The organism is Pinirhizobacter soli, from assembly GCF_015905305.1.
Lineage (GTDB): Bacteria > Pseudomonadota > Gammaproteobacteria > Xanthomonadales > Rhodanobacteraceae > Pinirhizobacter > Pinirhizobacter soli.
The window spans coordinates 248,970-264,023 of sequence record NZ_JADZLQ010000002.1 but is presented as its reverse complement, the minus strand read 5'-3'; the positions used below and the strand labels follow the sequence as shown (position 1 = coordinate 264,023).

The following is a 15,054-nucleotide window of genomic DNA, read 5'->3' as shown; positions in this document are numbered from 1 at the left end:
CGGAAGTCACGACACCATGTCTTCCTACACACTCCGCCCGCCGCCTAACTTGCGTATGCTCGGGGATTAATCTTCCGGGGAATTGACGATGATCCGACGCGCGACCCTGGCCGCATTGCTGCTGGCCGCCACCAGCCTGGTCCATGTGCCTGCCTTTGCCGACGGCGACAAACCCGCCGACGACAAGGCCGCCAAGGATCAGCCGGTGTTGAAGGATCTCCCGCCCGATGCCCACGTGAAGCAATCCACCCATGTGGATGGCAAGACATTGTCCTATACGGTGACCGTGGGAACGCTGCCGGTGCGCGACGACAACGGCAAGACCATCGCCGACGTGGTGTTCACCGCCTATACGGTGGACGGCAAGGACCGTCCGGTGACCTTCGCCATGAACGGCGGCCCGGGCGCTGCGTCGGTGTACCTGAACCTCGGTGCGATCGGCCCCAAGCGCGTGCGTTTCGGCCTGCAGGACGACAGTTCCTCCGACCCCGCCACCCTGGTGGACAACGCCGGTACCTGGCTTGACTTCACCGATCTTGTCTTCATCGATCCGGTGGGCACGGGTTTCAGCCGCTCGCGCGTGCCCGAGGCGGAAGCGAAGAAGCAGTTCTACGAAACCGAAGCCGACATCCACTACCTGTCGCGGGTGATCTACGACTGGTTGCTGCACAACCACCGCATGAACTCGCGCAAGTACCTGGTGGGTGAAAGCTACGGTGGCTTCCGTGGCCCGCGCGTCACCCACTACCTGCAGACGCAGTTGGGCGTGGCGATGAACGGCGTGGTGCTGGTATCGCCGTATTTGAATCCCACCATGAACGACAACGGCGATGTCTCGCCGATGCCCTGGATGATGACCTTGCCGTCGATCGCCGCATCCCATCTGGAGCGCGAGAACAAGCTCAACGCCCAGAGCATGCATGACGTGATTGAATATACCCGCGGGGAATATGCCACCACGCTGATGCGCGGACGCACGGATCCCGAGGGCACCGAGCGGATGATCCAGAAGGTGACCCAGATGACCGGGCTTGACCCGGTATTCGTGCGCCGCGCGGGCGGCCGCCTGGAAACCCAGGCCTTCCTGCGCGAGGTCTACCGCGCGGAAGGAAAACTCGGCAGCCGCTACGATTCGAACGTGACCAGCTTCGACCCGTTCCCCTTCGATCCCACCCAGCGCAACAACGACCCGATCCTGGATTCGATCATCGCCCCGACCACCACGGCGATGGTGGATTTCGTCACCCGCACCGTGGGCTGGAAGGTCGATGCGCGCTACAACGCCTTGAGTTACGACGTGAACAAGCTCTGGGACGGTGGCGATGAACTGCGCAAGGGTTCGGTGGAACAACTGCGCGAGGCGGTGGCGATCGACCCCAAGCTGCGCGTGCTGATCGTGCACGGCTGGGACGATCTTTCCTGCCCCTTCATGGGCTCGGTGCTTACCGTGGACCAGATGCCGGCAATGAACGATGCCACCCGGGTCCAGGTCAAGGAATATCCCGGCGGCCACATGTTCTATAGCCGCCCCGACAGCCAGCAAGCCATGCGCGAAGATGTCCGCGCGATGTATTCAAGCCACTGAGACGCGCGAGGTGCTCATGGCCATGAAGGTCCAGAACGGCACCTTGCGCGAGCGCCAGAATTCCCCGGCCTCGTCGAAGATGTCCAGGGCGTCGTCCAGGTCGTCCTCGGCGGCGCCCTGGATCTCGTCGCTGTGGTCCAGCAGCACCACGTAGCCGTCGCCGTCGAGCCAGCCTAAGTCGTGCAGCTGGGACTGCAGGGCATCCCAGTTGCTGCCGCGTGCAGGATCGAAGCCCAGCGCGCCTGACAGGCGTTTGAGCAGGCAGGCCTTGTCGCGGCACTGGGCGAGGTCGACCCGGGCGATATGCAGCCGCGCCGCGGCGCCATCGGCCGCGAGGCGGTCCATGTCGGTGGGATCAACGATATAGGTACCGGCCTGCATGGTGTCGCGCAGGTCGAAATCTTCGAGGGGGATGTTCATGGGGCACCTCGTGCGAGCCGCTCAACCGCGTTCAGGTTGCCGCGTCGATCAGGCGCTTACTGAGTGGTCGGTCGCAAAAGCACGTTGCAGTTGACTCCGGACGGCCAGCATCTGCTCCGCTGTATAGCCGTGGGCGTCGGCGTCGGCCAGCACGGCGTCGCTCTCGGCCAACTGGCGGTCGCTCAGCATATCCAGCATGGCCAGGCGGTCGGCCACTCGCAGGGCCCGCCCCAGCGGGGAATATTGCTGCCCTTCGTGGCCCGCGCGCTCGGTCAGGGCCTGGACGACGCGATCGGGAAAGTCCCAGTGGCGGGCCGTGGTGACCGCCACGCGGCGGGACAGCTGCGCGAAGGCCTGGATGAAGCGCGCCGAGTGGGCGTCGTCTTCAAGATAATGCCGCTGGTCGAGCATGCGCACCACGGCGACCGCACCGGTATTGCAGACGGTCCCGGCAAGATAGGCCTCGAACGAATCCACCGCGCCGCGACCGAGCAGGAGCGTAGCCTGTGCGCAGCGCTCGGCGTGCGACCAGAATGCCTGGCCGGCGATCACCCCCATCGGCGTGGTGTCCAGTTGCAGGATCGGCCGCATCACCAGCTGCATCACCACGCGGCGCAGGCCATCCTGGCCGAGCAGCATCACGCCCTGCTGCAGGCTGTCGATGGTCCCGGAGCCCCGGAACATGGCGCTGTTGCAAACGCGCACGATCTCGCCCACCAGCACCGGATCCTTGCCGATCTGCGCGGCAAGCGCCGCGCTGCCGACATCGTTGCTGCGCAAGGAGCGCAGCAACTGCGGCACCAGCGCCGGCAGGCGGGGCAGGGACTTCGGGTCGAAGTGATCGCCGTTGAGCTGGTCTCGCAGGTGACGCAGCGCGGCTTGTTCGTTGGTGGTGAGCGTGTCGTCCTCGGCCGGGGCTACCCCCAGGGCGAGGCGGTTGAAGATGAGGTCCAGGTCGCTGGACTGCCAGGGCGGCGTGGTGCCTTCGGGCCATTGCGCCGGCTCATCGCCCCGGGACGCGGGCAGCGGCGTTGCGGGCGCTGTCGCGCCGCCGCCGAACCATCGCCTGAAGAAATTGATCATGATGCCGACCTTCGCCTGGCGCCCCTCGCCATGGGATTAGCATAAGGCATTGCCGGTAACATTGACCCTACGTGGATACCGTTGCCCCTGCCGTGCCCCCATCAAGGCCCAGCCGCTTCCAGTTGCCGCCCGGATCGTGGGCTACCGTGCTCGACTGCCTGGTCGATGCCTTCCCGCGCGTCGACCGCGCTACCTGGCACGAACGCATGGCCTCAGGCCGCGTGCTCGGCGACGACGGCAGCCCCATGGCCGTGGATGCCCCGTACCGCGTGGGCACACGCCTCAGTTACTTCCGCGATGTGCCCGGCGAACCCGTGGTGCCGTTCGACGAATCCATCGTTTACCAGGACGACCGCTTGCTGGTGGTGGACAAGCCCCATTTCCTGCCCGTCGTGCCTGCCGGCCGCTTCGTACGCCAATGCCTGCTGCATCGCCTGGTGGAGCGCACGGGGATCGAAGCACTGGCACCGCTGCATCGCATCGATCGACTCACCGCGGGCCTGGTGATGTTTTCCGTGCGCAAGGAAGACCGCCACGCGTGGACGGAACTGTTCCGCGGCCACCATGTGCGCAAGCACTACGAAGCCGTGGCGCCCGCGCTGCCCGGCACGGGGCTGCCGCTGGAGCTGTCCACGCGCATCGAAGCGGGCGAGCCGTTCTTCCGCATGCGCCAGGTGGATGGACCGGCGAACAGCTTCACCACCGTTCGGGCCATCGTCACGGGCGCAGAGCATTGGCTTTACGAGCTGGCACCTCGCACCGGGCGCAAACACCAGTTGCGGGTCCAGATGGCGTCGCTCGGCGCGCCGATCAAGAACGATCCGTGGTATCCGGAACTTCTCCAGATCGATGACGACTACAGCCGTCCGCTTCAGTTGCTGGCCCGTTCGCTGGCTTTCGTCGACCCGTTTACCGGTGAGTCGCGCCGGTTCGAAAGCCGCCTGTCGCTGAAGCTCGACCCGCGTGGAAGTACACTAGAAGGTCCGCCACCGCCGCCGTCGCCGTGAACGCTGCCAACGTCCTGGATTCCTCCACCGCTGCCGCCCTGGACACGCTGTTCCTGCCCTTCGAGGCGGGATCGCTGGCGTGGCCCGCCGACGACCGCGTGGCCTTCCTGCGTGCCCGTGCCTGCGTACCGCTGCGGCGTTTCGGTCGCAAGGCGTGGTCGATGGAACAAACCTTCCGTCCGTTCGCCAACCAGCTCGAGCGCGATGGCTTCGACGTCAATGGAGCGCACGGCCACTACCCCCTTGTACTGGTAACGCCACCGCGCCAGCGCGACGAGGCGCGGGCGTTGTTTTCCCGCGCCGCGGTATTGGCCGGCAACGACGGCATGGTGGTGGCGGCGCTTGCCAATGCCGAAGGCGCGCGCTCGGGCCAGGATGATTTCACCCGCTTGTTCGGCGCCACGCAGTCGCTGACGAAGAACAAATGCCGCGTGTTCTGGGCCACCGGCGGCGGGGTGGATGCATCGCTTGCCGCGCAGTGGCGGCTTCTGGACGCCACGCGCGCGGTACTGGATGGGCGTTTCTTAAGCCGTCCGGGCCTTTTTGCCTGGGACCGCGTGGACCCGGCTTCGGCGCTGTTGCTCTCGGTGCTGCCTGAGGATATCCGCGGCGTGGTGGCCGACCTCGGCGCCGGCTTCGGTTTCTTGAGCTGCGGGGTACTGGACCGCTACAAAGACGTGCGCGAACTGCATGCCTTCGAAGCGGAGGGCAGGGCGCTTGAGCCCCTGCGCGAAAACCTCGCTGCCCATGCCGGCGAAGCCCAGGTACACGTGCACTGGCATGACGTCACGACGGGCCTGCCGGGGCGATACAACATTATCGTGAGCAATCCGCCCTTCCACCAGGGGCGTTCGGACCGTCCGGAGCTGGGGCAGGCATTCATCGATGCGGCGGCCGACTCGCTATCGGCGGATGGGCAATGCTTTGTCGTCGCCAACCGCCACTTGCCTTACGAGGCAACATTCACCCGTCGCTTCGAGCAGGTTCGCGTGCTGGCCGACCGCGACGGTTTCAAGGTATTCGCAGCGAAGGGAGTGCGTCGATGAGGTTGGTGCGGTTGATCGGCAACTTGGGCTACGGAAGCCGCAAAGAGGTGGCGGGCATGTTCCGGGAAGGCCGGATCACCGACGCTGCCGGCGAGGTGCTGTATGCCGACGACAAGGTCGGCCATGACGACATCCTGATCGATGGCGAGTCGCTGGATCCACCCGCGGGTCTGGTGTTGATGCTGAACAAGCCCACTGGCTATACCTGTTCCACGCGCGATCCGGGACGCATCGTGTATGACCTGCTGCCGCCGCGATTCAAATTGCGCAGTCCCGTGCTGTCCACGGTGGGTCGCCTGGACCGCGAGACCAGCGGCCTGTTGTTGATGACCGACGACGGTGCACTGCTGCACCGGATCATTTCGCCCAAAGCGCACATGCGGAAGGTTTACGAGGCGATGCTCGCCGAGGACCTGAAGGGTGATGAAGCTGCGCTTTTCGCGAGCGGCGCGATGATGCTGGAGGGCGAGGACACCCCGCTGCTGCCGGCCGTGCTCGAGGTGCTCGGCCCCCGGCAGGCCCGGCTCACCATCACCGAGGGACGCTACCACCAGGTGCGCCGCATGTTCGCGGCCACCGGCAACCACGTGGATGCGCTGGGCCGTGTCGCGGTGGGCGGCCTGGGGTTGGACGGCCTCGCGCCGGGCGCATGGCGTGCGCTGGACCCTGGCGACATGGCGCGTGTATTCGCCGGCTGAAGCCTTGTCCGAGCCGCCAAAGGCGCCACTATAGGCCCATGGCCTTCCTTTCCTTCGACAATGCCTTCGTCCGTGACATGCCGGGCGACCCTGAGCCCGGCCCGGCGACACGCCAGGTGCATGGTGCGCTGTACTCGAACGTGACACCGACGCCAGTGGCGGCGCCACGCCTGGTGGCGCTCACCGACGAGCTGGCCAAGCGGGTCGGTTTGGATCCGGACGATCCTGACCTGGCCCAAGTGCTGTCAGGCAACCGGCTGCTGGCCGGCATGCAGCCGTACGCCGCCAATTACGGCGGCCATCAGTTCGGTACCTGGGCGGGACAACTGGGCGACGGCCGCGCCATCACCCTGGGCGAGGTGGTGGGCGAGGACGGCGGTCGCCACGAGTTGCAGCTGAAAGGCGCCGGGCCCACGCCGTACTCGCGAGGCGCCGATGGCCGCGCGGTGCTGCGTTCTTCGATCCGGGAATTCCTCTGCAGCGAGGCGATGCATCACCTGGGCGTGCCCACCACGCGTGCGCTGTCGCTGGTCACCACCGGTGACATGGTGGTGCGCGACATGTTCTACGACGGTCATCCCCGCGACGAGGCGGGTGCCATCGTCTGCCGGGTGGCGCCCTCGTTCCTGCGCTTCGGGAATTTCGAGTTGCCCGCGTCGCGCGGGGACATCGGCCTGCTCGAACGGCTGGTGGATTTCTGCATTGCGCGCGACTTCCCTGCGCTCGCCGGCATCGAAGACCTTACCGAGCGTCGCGCCAGCTGGTTCGACGAAATCTGCGCCGCCACCGCGACGACGGTGGCGCAATGGATGCGCGTGGGCTTCGTCCACGGCGTGATGAACACCGACAACATGTCGATCCTGGGCCTGACCATCGACTACGGCCCCTACGGCTGGATCGACGATTACGATCCGGACTGGACGCCCAACACCACCGACGCCGGGCGCCGGCGCTATCGTTTCGGCCAGCAGCCGGCGGTGGCCTACTGGAATCTTTCGCGGCTCGCTGGGGCGCTGTCGCCGCTGTTCGGCGATGCGGTGCCGTTGCAGGTGGGCCTTGACCGTTTCGTCCGCGCCTACGAAGCGGCCGATCGCGTGAACGTGGCTGGCAAGCTGGGGCTTGGCGAAGCCAATGACGACGACATGGCGCTGATGGCGCGCCTGCAGGCATGGATGCAGGAGACCTCGGTGGACATGACGATCTTCTTCCGCACGCTGATGGACCTCGACCCCGCGGCGCCGGATCCGGCGATCTTTGCCGAAGCGTTTTACGATGAGGGCCTGCGTGCTTCGAACAGGCCCGCCTTGGTCTCGTGGCTTGCCGACTACGCGCAAAGGGTAGGGCGCGACACCCTGGCGCCGCTGGAGCGGCACGAACGGATGCGCACGCACAACCCGCGCTATGTCCTTCGCAATTACCTGGCACAGGAAGCCATCGATCGCGCAAGCGAAGGCGACTTCGGCGGCGTACACGACCTGGCCCGGGTGATGTCGCGCCCTTACGACGACCAGCCCGGCCATGAGGCCTTCGCCCGCCGCCGCCCCGACTGGGCCCGTTCGCGCGCGGGGTGCTCGATGCTTTCCTGCAGCAGCTAAGCCCAGAAGTCATACCGCGGGCCCTTGCGGAGGGGCGGGTGCAAGGTGCAGCATCGGCCGCCACCCATCCCTCCCCGGAGCGTCTGAAGTGATCCGTCGTCCTGCCCTGATCCTTGCCGCCTGCATCGCGCTGTCGCTGCCCACCCTCGCCGCCGCCACTGATGCGGACCTGGGCAAACTCGCCGACAGCTACTTCGATACCTACTACTTCCCCAACAACCCGAGCGCGGCCACGCCCACCGGCATCCATCAATACGATGGCAAGCTGGAGGACTATTCCCGTGCTGGCGTGGATGCGCAGGTCAAGGCGCTGAAATCGTGGGAAGCCCAGGTGGCCGCGGTGGATCCGGCGACGTTGTCAGACGATGCCAAGGGCGATCGTGAACTGCTGTTGGGAAGCATCCGCTCCTCGCTGCTTACCCTTGAAAATATTCGCCCCTGGGAGAAAAACCCCGATTTCTATTCCAGCGGCATCACCAGCAGCGCCTTCAACCTGATGTCGCGCAGCTTTGCCAGCCCCGACGAGCGCCTGCGGGTACTGATCGAGCGCGAAAAGGCGATGCCCCGGGTGCTGGCGGTGGATGCGCGCGCCAACCTTAAGAACCCGCCGAAGATATACACCGAGATCGCCCTGGAGCAGCTGCCGGGCCTGGTCTCGTTCTTCACCAATGATGTGACCGCGGCATTCAAGGATGCGAAGGATCCTGAGCTCAAGGCCCAGTTCGCCGCCACCAATGGCGCGGTGATCAAGGCGCTCAACGACTACCAGGCCTGGATGAAGACCGACCTGCTTCCCCGGTCGAAGGGCGACTTCCGCATCGGCGAGGCCAACTTCCGCAAGAAGCTTGCGTACGATGAGATGGTGGACACGCCGCTTGACCGCCTGGTCGAGATCGACATGAAGGACATGCGGGCCAACCAGGCCGAATTCGCCCGCGTGGCGAAATCGCTGGATCCGTCCAAATCGCCGCAACAGGTGCTGGCCGACCTTGGCGCCGATCATCCCACGCGCGATGAATTGCTACCCACCTTCCGCGGCACCTTCGACAAGCTGATCGCCTTCATCAACGACAAGGGCATCGTCACCATTCCCACCCCGGTGCGGCCGATCGTGGAGGAAACCCCGCCCTTCGAGCGGGCCACGACGTTTGCCTCGATGGACACCCCGGGGCCGTACGAGAAGGTGGCCAAGGAGGCGTTCTTCAATGTCACCTTGCCTGAGCCCAACTGGGACAAGAAGCAGACCGATGAATTCATGACCCAGCTTTCGTACCCGGTGATCAACAATGTCGCCGTGCACGAAGCCTATCCCGGCCACTATGTGCAGTTCCTGTGGATGCACGATCTTTCCGACCGCGTGCGCAAGCTCATCGGCTGCTCCACCAATGCCGAAGGCTGGGCGCACTACAGCGAGCAGATGATGCTCGATGAGGGCCTGGCGAAGTTCATGTACCCGGGTGACGAAAAGAAGCAGAAGCTGCTGAAGCTGGGCCAGCTGCAGGATGCGCTGCTTCGCAATGCGCGGTTCATCGTGGGCATCAAGATGCATACCGGCCAGATGACCTTCGACCAGGCGGTGGATTTCTTCGTCAAGGAAGGTTATCAGTCGCACGCCGTGGGTACGGTGGAAACCAAGCGCGGCACGTCGGATCCCACGTACCTCTACTACACGCTCGGCAAGCTTGAGATCCTGAAGCTGCGCACCGACGTGGCGGCGAAGGAAGGCAGCGCCTTCAACCTCAAATCGTTCCACGACGGTTTCATGAAGCAGGGTTTTGCGCCGATCAAGATCGTTCGCAAGGCCATGCTGCATGACGACTCAGCTCCGCTTTAACGCGGGCACTTTTAGAACAGGTCGATCGAACCCGCGCTGGTCGGGGCCAGCGCGCCGGTCGCGGCCAGCGCTTCGTAGCCGTGCAGGCAGTTGCGGCCGTTCTGCTTGGCGAAATACAGCGCCTTGTCGGCACGGTCCAGCACGATTTCCGGATAATCGCTTTCGCCGATGTTCGCGTAGCCGATGCTCACCGTGACATGCCCGACCTGCGGGAATACATGGGTAGCCACGCGCTCGCGGAAACGTTGCAGGGCCGCGCGCGCGGTGGCCTCGTCGAGCGAACCCAGCAGCACGACGAATTCCTCGCCGCCGAAGCGGAAGAGGACGTCGGTCTGGCGGAAGGAGCTGCGCATCATCTGCGCCAGCAGCAGGATCACTTCATCGCCGTAGACATGGCCGAAGTTGTCGTTGATCCGCTTGAAATGATCGATATCCAGGATGGCAAGCCACACCCGGCCCACTTCGCCATCGACGCGGCGTTCGCCGCCGGCGGCTGCTTCCGCGGCAGCCCGGGCGCGCTGCATGCGCTGGCGCTTGAGCAGGCGTTGCAGGCGCTGCTCGAAGGTGCGGCGGTTGAACAGGCCGGTAAGCTTGTCGCGCTCGCTCTCGTTGAGCAGGGCCGTGTAATTGGCATAGATGCGGGCGAAGCCCTCCACCAGCGCCACCAGGCCGTCGAGCTTTCGCTCGGCCTGGATCACCAGGGCGCCGATCGCGCGCTGCTCGCGCTGGACAGGCACGATCAACGTGTAGAGGCCATCGCCACTGTCGATGCTGCGCGGTTCCAGTTCGCTGATCACCATGTCCAGCTCGGCCGAGTAGCTTTCCACCACCGGCATGCAGATGGCTTCCACGGTGAGGTTGTTGTGCTCATCAGGCACGCACAGGGCGATCATTTCCAGTGCGTTGTCGGTTTCGTCGGTGCGCTTGCACAGCGCCACGGAAGTCGCTTCAACCAGCTCGGCCAGCGACAGCACCAGGCTGTGGTCCAGGGCATCGATATCGCGGTGCACGGTGAATTCGGCCACCGAATCCAGTAGCCGTGTTTGCGGCAGGCCATCGGGCAGGGCTTGCCAGGGCACGCGCATCAGCCCTGCCCCGCGCGGACGCGGCAGGGCGTCGCCGCCGTGGCGACGCCGAAAAAGCGTGTTTGGACGATGAAATACATCCTCGGGCTTCCTCCCCGTCGACATGCTCGCCGATGGGCCTGACCGCGTGGGATGTCGATGTGGCACCCCTTGGCGAGGCTATCGGCCCTTCCGGCGCGAACTTTAACTCCTTGTTTCGTGAAGGGCCGGCGGCCACTGGTCGAGCAGTCGCGGCGACCGGCCCACGCGCCGGCACGAACGCGCGGCCACCCCTTCGGACAGCGCCCCGCGGAACACCGGGGCCAGGCCCCGCAGCGCGGTCGCAGCAAACTGGGCCTCGGCCCGCTGGCGCGGGGACCGCCCGAGCTTTTCGACAGCCCAGGCGGGCAGCAGTGCGGCCCCGGCGCCCAGGAACAGTTCCCGCGAAAGCCCGGCCATGGGCACCGGCAGTTCGATCGCGGCAAGCACGGTGAGCACTTCCCGGGACCGTTCGTCAAAACGCAGCTCTGTCTGCCGCTCGGCGAAATAGGCCTCCACCGCGGCCTCGGAGCTGGGTACGTCCCGGGCGCCCAGTGCCTGGGCCACGCGTCGTGTCTCGTCGTAGTAGCGGTCGGCGATGCCGGCGGACAGGTCGTGGCGGCGGTAGCGGCGGTAGCCGGCCAGGAAACTGTACATTTCCGTGACGTGCACCCAGGTGAGCAGGTCCGGGTCGTCCGCCGCGTAGGCCGTGCCGTCGGCGGTGGTCCCGCTTACCTTGCCGTGGATGGCCTTGACCCGATCCACCAGCTGGTGGGCCGCCATGGTGGGCGCATAGGTGGTACCGCCGACGAAAGCCGTGGTCCGCCGCAACCGGCCGATCAGGTCGGTGCGGAAGTTGGAGTGATCCCAGACCCCGGCCAGCGCCCTGGGGTGCAGGGTTTGCAGCATCAGGGCGCACAGGCCGCCGGAGAGCATCCCGGCGAAGTCGCCGTGGATGCGCCAGGTGACGCTGTCAGGCCCGAACAGCCCGGCGTCGCCCTCAGGATGGTCGTAGTCGATGCCGCCCTTCCGATCACGTGGAAAGGCACGCAGTACCCACCGGCGCACGGCGCCATGGGCGGGAGCTACGAGCGCATCGCGCAGGGACATGGCGTGGGCTAGTCGTCGGCCAGCCAGCCGCGCCAACGGAACCACAGCACGGGCAGGATGATCGATATGACGATGGTCGCCAGCGCCAGGGGATAGCCGTAGGTCCAGTCCAGTTCCGGCATTCGCTTGAAGTTCATGCCCCAGACGCCGGCCAGCAGGATCGGTGGCACGGTGGCCACGGAGACCACGGTCAGCACCTTCATCACATGGTTCTGGTCGGTGTTGATGAACCCCAGGCTCGCGTCCAGCAGGAACTGCAGTTTGTTGGTCAGCTGGTCGTCGAATTCGTCCAGCGTGCGAAGGTCGTGGTCGACCACGCGCAGCCGGCCCTGCTCGTCGCCATCGGCCCACGCCGGCTCCTTGGCGCGGACGAAGCTGACGATGCGCTGGATGCTCAGCAGCGAGGTGCGCGTGCGAGTCTGGATGCTTTCCAGGCGGCCCACTTCCAGCATGCAGCGGCGCAGGACAGGCGTGCCCAGGCGGTTGGTGGAAAACACCCGGGCGGAGAGTTTGCGCAGGTCGCCGGCGACCTCCTGCATGCGTTCTGCGGCCAGGTCCACGATGGATTCGACCAGGGTGGTGAACACATCGCCGCTGCCGTCGAAGGGTTTCTCCCGCGCGCACTCCTGGCAGAGGTCGAAGGCGCGCGACTGGGCGAAGCGGACGGTGACGATGGCCTGGCTTCCCACCACGATGCCCATGGGCGTTGCGGGTTTGTCGTCGTGCTCGGCGGCGAAGTAAGGCACGCTCAATTCCAGCGAGTCGGAACCTGCGCGGTGGCGGCTGCTCAAGGTTAGGCCGTTGAGGTCGTCTCGTTCGGGCACCACCATGCCGCTGGCTTTGCTCGCCGCCTTGCGTTCGTCGTCGGTGGGATCGATCAGGTCGAACCACAAGGCGTTGTCGCCGATCACGGTGCCTGGCTGCCAAGCCTGGGCGGCTTGTAACTGTCGGCTGTAGTGCACGATGAGCATGGGAGGGGCCGCCGGTGGCGAGGAGACCGGCCTATGCTGGCGACGCTGCCTGCGCCTGTCCAGCCATGCCGACTCGTCGTGGCAAGGCCTTCACGCTACGCTTTGGAACATCCACGAAACGCGAACGAGGGCTGGTCATGGATAAACCGACGATCGACATCGTCCACAAACGCCGCGAACAGGTCTTCGAAGCCGTCGTGGACGGGGCGCACTGCGTGCTGGACTACCAGTTGTCGGGAAACATCATGACCATCATGCATACCGGCGTGCCCGATGTGGTCGGCGGCCGCGGCATCGCCGGGGCCTTGACGCTCGCCGCTTTCCAGGCCGCGCGCAGTGAAGGCTGGAAAGTGACGCCCGCCTGCAGTTACGCGGCCGGCTGGATTGAGCGGCACCCGGAATTCGCCGACCTCCAGGCCTGATGCCACGCGCCGCTGAACGCGCAATCTGCTAGCGTCGGCGGGTCCACTGATGGGGAATTACCGACGATGACCTACCGAGCAGCGCCCGCCTGGGGCCTCGCCTTTGCCATGGCCCTGGTTTCGTGCCAGGCGTATGCCGCCGACGCCACGCCTGATCCGCGCATCGGTGCGGTGTTGAAGTCGCTGGGGCAGGTGCACGCCATTCGTTCCACCGCCATTTCGCCCGACGGCAAGCATCTGGCCTATGTAACCGAGATCAACGACAAGCCGGCCCTGAAGGTGGCCGACATCGACGGTCGTAATGCCAAGGCGGTAGGTACGGCCAAGCCCGGCAGTTGCCAGCAATCCGATCCGAGCTGGTCGCCGGACTCAAAGCAACTGGCCTTCCTGTCTGATTGCGCCGGCCGCAAGGGCGCCGACGGCAAGCCTGCCACCCGCGACATCTTCGTCAGCGCCGGCGCCGGTTCGCAGACACCTCGCCAGGTGTCCCGCCTGGCGGGACTGGCCAGCGACCTGGCCTGGCTTGCCGATGGCAAGTCGATCAGTTTCCTGTATGTGCCCGGCGCCACGCGCGAGGCCAGTGCGCTGGCCGCGACCAAGCCGCCTTCAGGCGAGATCGGCGTCGACGACATTGAAGTGCAGCACGTCGCCAAGGTGGACGCAGCCACCGGCGCGCTGTCGGTGCTCACGCCCGACGCTCTGCACGTATACGAATACGCATTCGACGCGAAGGGCGCGCGCCTGGTCTATGCCGCCGCCCAGCCGCCGGGCGACAACAACTGGTGGATTGCCCAGCTCTATGTCCAGGAAGCCCGCGCTGGCGCCAAACCCGTAAGCATCGTCGACACCGCCAAGCTGTCCGGCGAGTTGAAAGGCTTGCAGCTGGCCGTGCCGCGTTTCTCCCCCGATGGGTCGCAGGTGGCCTTCATCGGCGGCCTGATGAGCGACCAGGGCGCCACCGGCGGCGATATCTATCTGGTGCCCAGCACCGGTGGCGAGCCGCACAACCTCACGCCCCGTGCAACCACTACCGCCGCCTGGATCGAATGGACCGCGCCAGACCGTTTGACGGTGGCCGAGATCATCGGTGGCGGCAGCCGCCTGGTCGACTACCCCGTGAAGGACGGTGCGTTGGGCGAGCCGACGGCGCTTTACGAAGCCCAGGCCTATATCGGCGACGGTCGCCTGGAAATGTCCGTCGCCTTCGATGACGCCGGGCGCACTGCCACCTTCGTGCAGTCCACCTTCGCCCAGGCGCCAGAGGTCTACGTCGCCCACCTGGGTGACGACCGGCGTTTTGCCGGGGCACCCACCGCCGTGACTTCGATCAATGCCGGGTTGAAGCCCGTCTGGGGCAAGGCCGAATCCATCGAATGGGAGAACGAAGGCCATAAGGTGCAGGGCTGGCTGCTGTTCCCGGCAGGGTTCGACAAGAACAAGCGCTACCCGATGATCGTCTCGGTGCACGGCGGCCCCAGCAGCGCCGTCGTACCGCGCTGGCCCGGCGTCGGTTTCGGCCCGGCGCCGCTTTCGGCCCTGGGCTACTTCGTGCTGATGCCCAATCCCCGCGGCAGCTATGGCCAGGGTGAGGCCTTCGTCCAGGCCAATCGCAAGGACTTCGGCTACGGCGACTTGCGCGACATCCTTAAAGGGGTGGATGAAGTCGAAAAGAACCATCCCGTGGACGACCGCCGGCTGGGCCTTACCGGCTGGAGCTACGGCGGCTTCATGACCATGTTCTCCGTGACCCAGACCCAGCGCTTCAAGGCAGCTGTGGCCGGGGCGGGCATCGCCAACTGGCAGAGCTACTACGGCCAGAATTCCATTGACCAGTGGATGACGCCGTTCTTCGGGGCGTCGGTCTACGACGACCCGGCGGTGTACGCGAAGAGCTCGGCCATCAACTACATCAAGCAGGCCAAGACCCCGACCCTGGTGGTGGTGGGTGACCGGGACGCCGAATGCCCGGCGCCGCAGTCGTTCGAGTTCTGGCATGCCCTGCGTGCCCAGGGCGTACCGACGCGCCTGGTGGTGTATCCGGGCGAGGGCCATGCCTTCAAGGACGAAGCGCACCGTCGCGACGTGCTGCAGCGGGCGCTGGATTGGTTCACCCAGTACCTCAAGTGAGTCAAGCCAGGGCGACCGCTGCACCGGACGGACGATGATGGGCGTCGGCACGT

At 65.8% G+C, this 15,054-nt stretch carries 13 protein-coding genes; 8 read left to right on the top strand and 5 right to left on the bottom strand.

The window, feature by feature from the left end; all coding sequences use genetic code 11:
* Positions 1–88 precede the first annotated feature (88 nt).
* Positions 89–1,585, top strand: coding sequence for a S10 family peptidase (locus NDK18_RS11005; RefSeq protein WP_250623582.1), 1,497 nt, complete (start codon positions 89–91; stop codon positions 1,583–1,585).
* On the opposite strand, the gene NDK18_RS11000 is transcribed toward NDK18_RS11005, so the two are convergent.
* The gene (locus tag NDK18_RS11000) at positions 1,574–2,005 is read right to left on the bottom strand and encodes a barstar family protein (RefSeq protein ID WP_250623580.1); all 432 of its coding nucleotides are present in this window, start codon (positions 2,003–2,005) and stop codon (positions 1,574–1,576) included. The two genes, NDK18_RS11005 and NDK18_RS11000, sit on opposite strands and share 12 nt — an antisense overlap.
* 48 nt (positions 2,006–2,053) lie before the next feature.
* Entirely contained in the window at positions 2,054–3,088 is a 1,035-nt protein-coding gene (locus tag NDK18_RS10995; RefSeq protein ID WP_250623578.1) for an HDOD domain-containing protein, read from the bottom strand.
* Between the two features lie 71 nt (positions 3,089–3,159).
* Here NDK18_RS10995 and NDK18_RS10990 point away from each other — a divergent pair, with 71 nt between their 5' ends.
* From NDK18_RS10990 to NDK18_RS10970, 5 genes are all read left to right on the top strand, one after another.
* Complete coding sequence (locus tag NDK18_RS10990; protein ID WP_250627803.1) at positions 3,160–4,095, top strand: pseudouridine synthase; 936 nt, start codon at positions 3,160–3,162, stop codon at positions 4,093–4,095.
* Entirely contained in the window at positions 4,092–5,141 is a 1,050-nt protein-coding gene (locus NDK18_RS10985) for a class I SAM-dependent methyltransferase (protein ID WP_250627802.1), read from the top strand. Before NDK18_RS10990 ends, NDK18_RS10985 begins: the two co-directional genes overlap by 4 nt.
* Positions 5,138–5,839, top strand: a complete 702-nt coding sequence (locus tag NDK18_RS10980) for a pseudouridine synthase (RefSeq protein WP_250623572.1) — start codon at positions 5,138–5,140, stop codon at positions 5,837–5,839. The genes NDK18_RS10985 and NDK18_RS10980 overlap by 4 nt, the downstream gene beginning before the upstream one ends.
* Before the next feature lie 38 nt (positions 5,840–5,877).
* Positions 5,878–7,434 carry a protein adenylyltransferase SelO gene (locus NDK18_RS10975; RefSeq protein ID WP_250623571.1) on the top strand — a complete coding sequence of 519 codons (1,557 nt, stop codon included), beginning with the start codon at positions 5,878–5,880 and terminating at the stop codon, positions 7,432–7,434.
* Positions 7,435–7,522: 88 nt separating this feature from the next.
* On the top strand, positions 7,523–9,268 hold the full coding sequence (locus tag NDK18_RS10970; protein WP_250627801.1) for a DUF885 domain-containing protein: 1,746 nt from the start codon (positions 7,523–7,525) through the stop codon (positions 9,266–9,268).
* A gap of 11 nt (positions 9,269–9,279) precedes the next feature.
* On the opposite strand, the gene NDK18_RS10965 is transcribed toward NDK18_RS10970, so the two are convergent.
* The 3 genes from NDK18_RS10965 to NDK18_RS10955 all read right to left on the bottom strand — a co-directional run bounded on the left by NDK18_RS10965 (position 9,280) and on the right by NDK18_RS10955 (position 12,452).
* A complete protein-coding gene (locus NDK18_RS10965) occupies positions 9,280–10,353 on the bottom strand; it encodes a GGDEF domain-containing protein (RefSeq protein WP_250627800.1) in 1,074 nt (357 codons plus the stop codon).
* Positions 10,354–10,536: 183 nt separating this feature from the next.
* Positions 10,537–11,481 carry an oxygenase MpaB family protein gene (locus NDK18_RS10960; RefSeq protein WP_250627799.1) on the bottom strand — a complete coding sequence of 315 codons (945 nt, stop codon included), beginning with the start codon at positions 11,479–11,481 and terminating at the stop codon, positions 10,537–10,539.
* 8 nt (positions 11,482–11,489) lie between these two features.
* Positions 11,490–12,452: a CorA family divalent cation transporter gene (locus NDK18_RS10955; protein ID WP_250623564.1), complete on the bottom strand. Its 963-nt coding sequence runs from the start codon at positions 12,450–12,452 to the stop codon at positions 11,490–11,492.
* A 137-nt stretch (positions 12,453–12,589) separates the two neighbouring features.
* On the opposite strand from NDK18_RS10955, the gene NDK18_RS10950 reads away from it, so the two are divergent.
* Both NDK18_RS10950 and NDK18_RS10945 read left to right on the top strand, forming a co-directional pair.
* On the top strand, positions 12,590–12,874 hold the full coding sequence (locus NDK18_RS10950) for a GNAT family N-acetyltransferase (RefSeq protein ID WP_250623562.1): 285 nt from the start codon (positions 12,590–12,592) through the stop codon (positions 12,872–12,874).
* 66 nt (positions 12,875–12,940) lie between these two features.
* Positions 12,941–15,001: a S9 family peptidase gene (locus NDK18_RS10945; protein WP_250623560.1), complete on the top strand. Its 2,061-nt coding sequence runs from the start codon at positions 12,941–12,943 to the stop codon at positions 14,999–15,001.
* Positions 15,002–15,054: the final 53 nt, after the last annotated feature.

Bases quoted from the DNA above. Each gene is read 5' to 3' on its own strand.
- NDK18_RS11005 (WP_250623582.1), top strand. From the start codon at position 89: ATGATCCGACGCGCGACCCTGGCCGCATTGCTGCTGGCCGCCACCAGC.
- NDK18_RS11000 (WP_250623580.1), bottom strand. From the start codon at position 2,005: ATGAACATCCCCCTCGAAGATTTCGACCTGCGCGACACCATGCAGGCC.
- NDK18_RS10995 (WP_250623578.1), bottom strand. From the start codon at position 3,088: ATGATCAATTTCTTCAGGCGATGGTTCGGCGGCGGCGCGACAGCGCCC.
- NDK18_RS10980 (WP_250623572.1), top strand. From the start codon at position 5,138: ATGAGGTTGGTGCGGTTGATCGGCAACTTGGGCTACGGAAGCCGCAAA.
- NDK18_RS10975 (WP_250623571.1), top strand. From the start codon at position 5,878: ATGGCCTTCCTTTCCTTCGACAATGCCTTCGTCCGTGACATGCCGGGC.
- NDK18_RS10965 (WP_250627800.1), bottom strand. From the start codon at position 10,353: ATGCGCGTGCCCTGGCAAGCCCTGCCCGATGGCCTGCCGCAAACACGG.
- NDK18_RS10960 (WP_250627799.1), bottom strand. From the start codon at position 11,481: ATGTCCCTGCGCGATGCGCTCGTAGCTCCCGCCCATGGCGCCGTGCGC.
- NDK18_RS10955 (WP_250623564.1), bottom strand. From the start codon at position 12,452: ATGCTCATCGTGCACTACAGCCGACAGTTACAAGCCGCCCAGGCTTGG.
- NDK18_RS10950 (WP_250623562.1), top strand. From the start codon at position 12,590: ATGGATAAACCGACGATCGACATCGTCCACAAACGCCGCGAACAGGTC.
- NDK18_RS10945 (WP_250623560.1), top strand. From the start codon at position 12,941: ATGACCTACCGAGCAGCGCCCGCCTGGGGCCTCGCCTTTGCCATGGCC.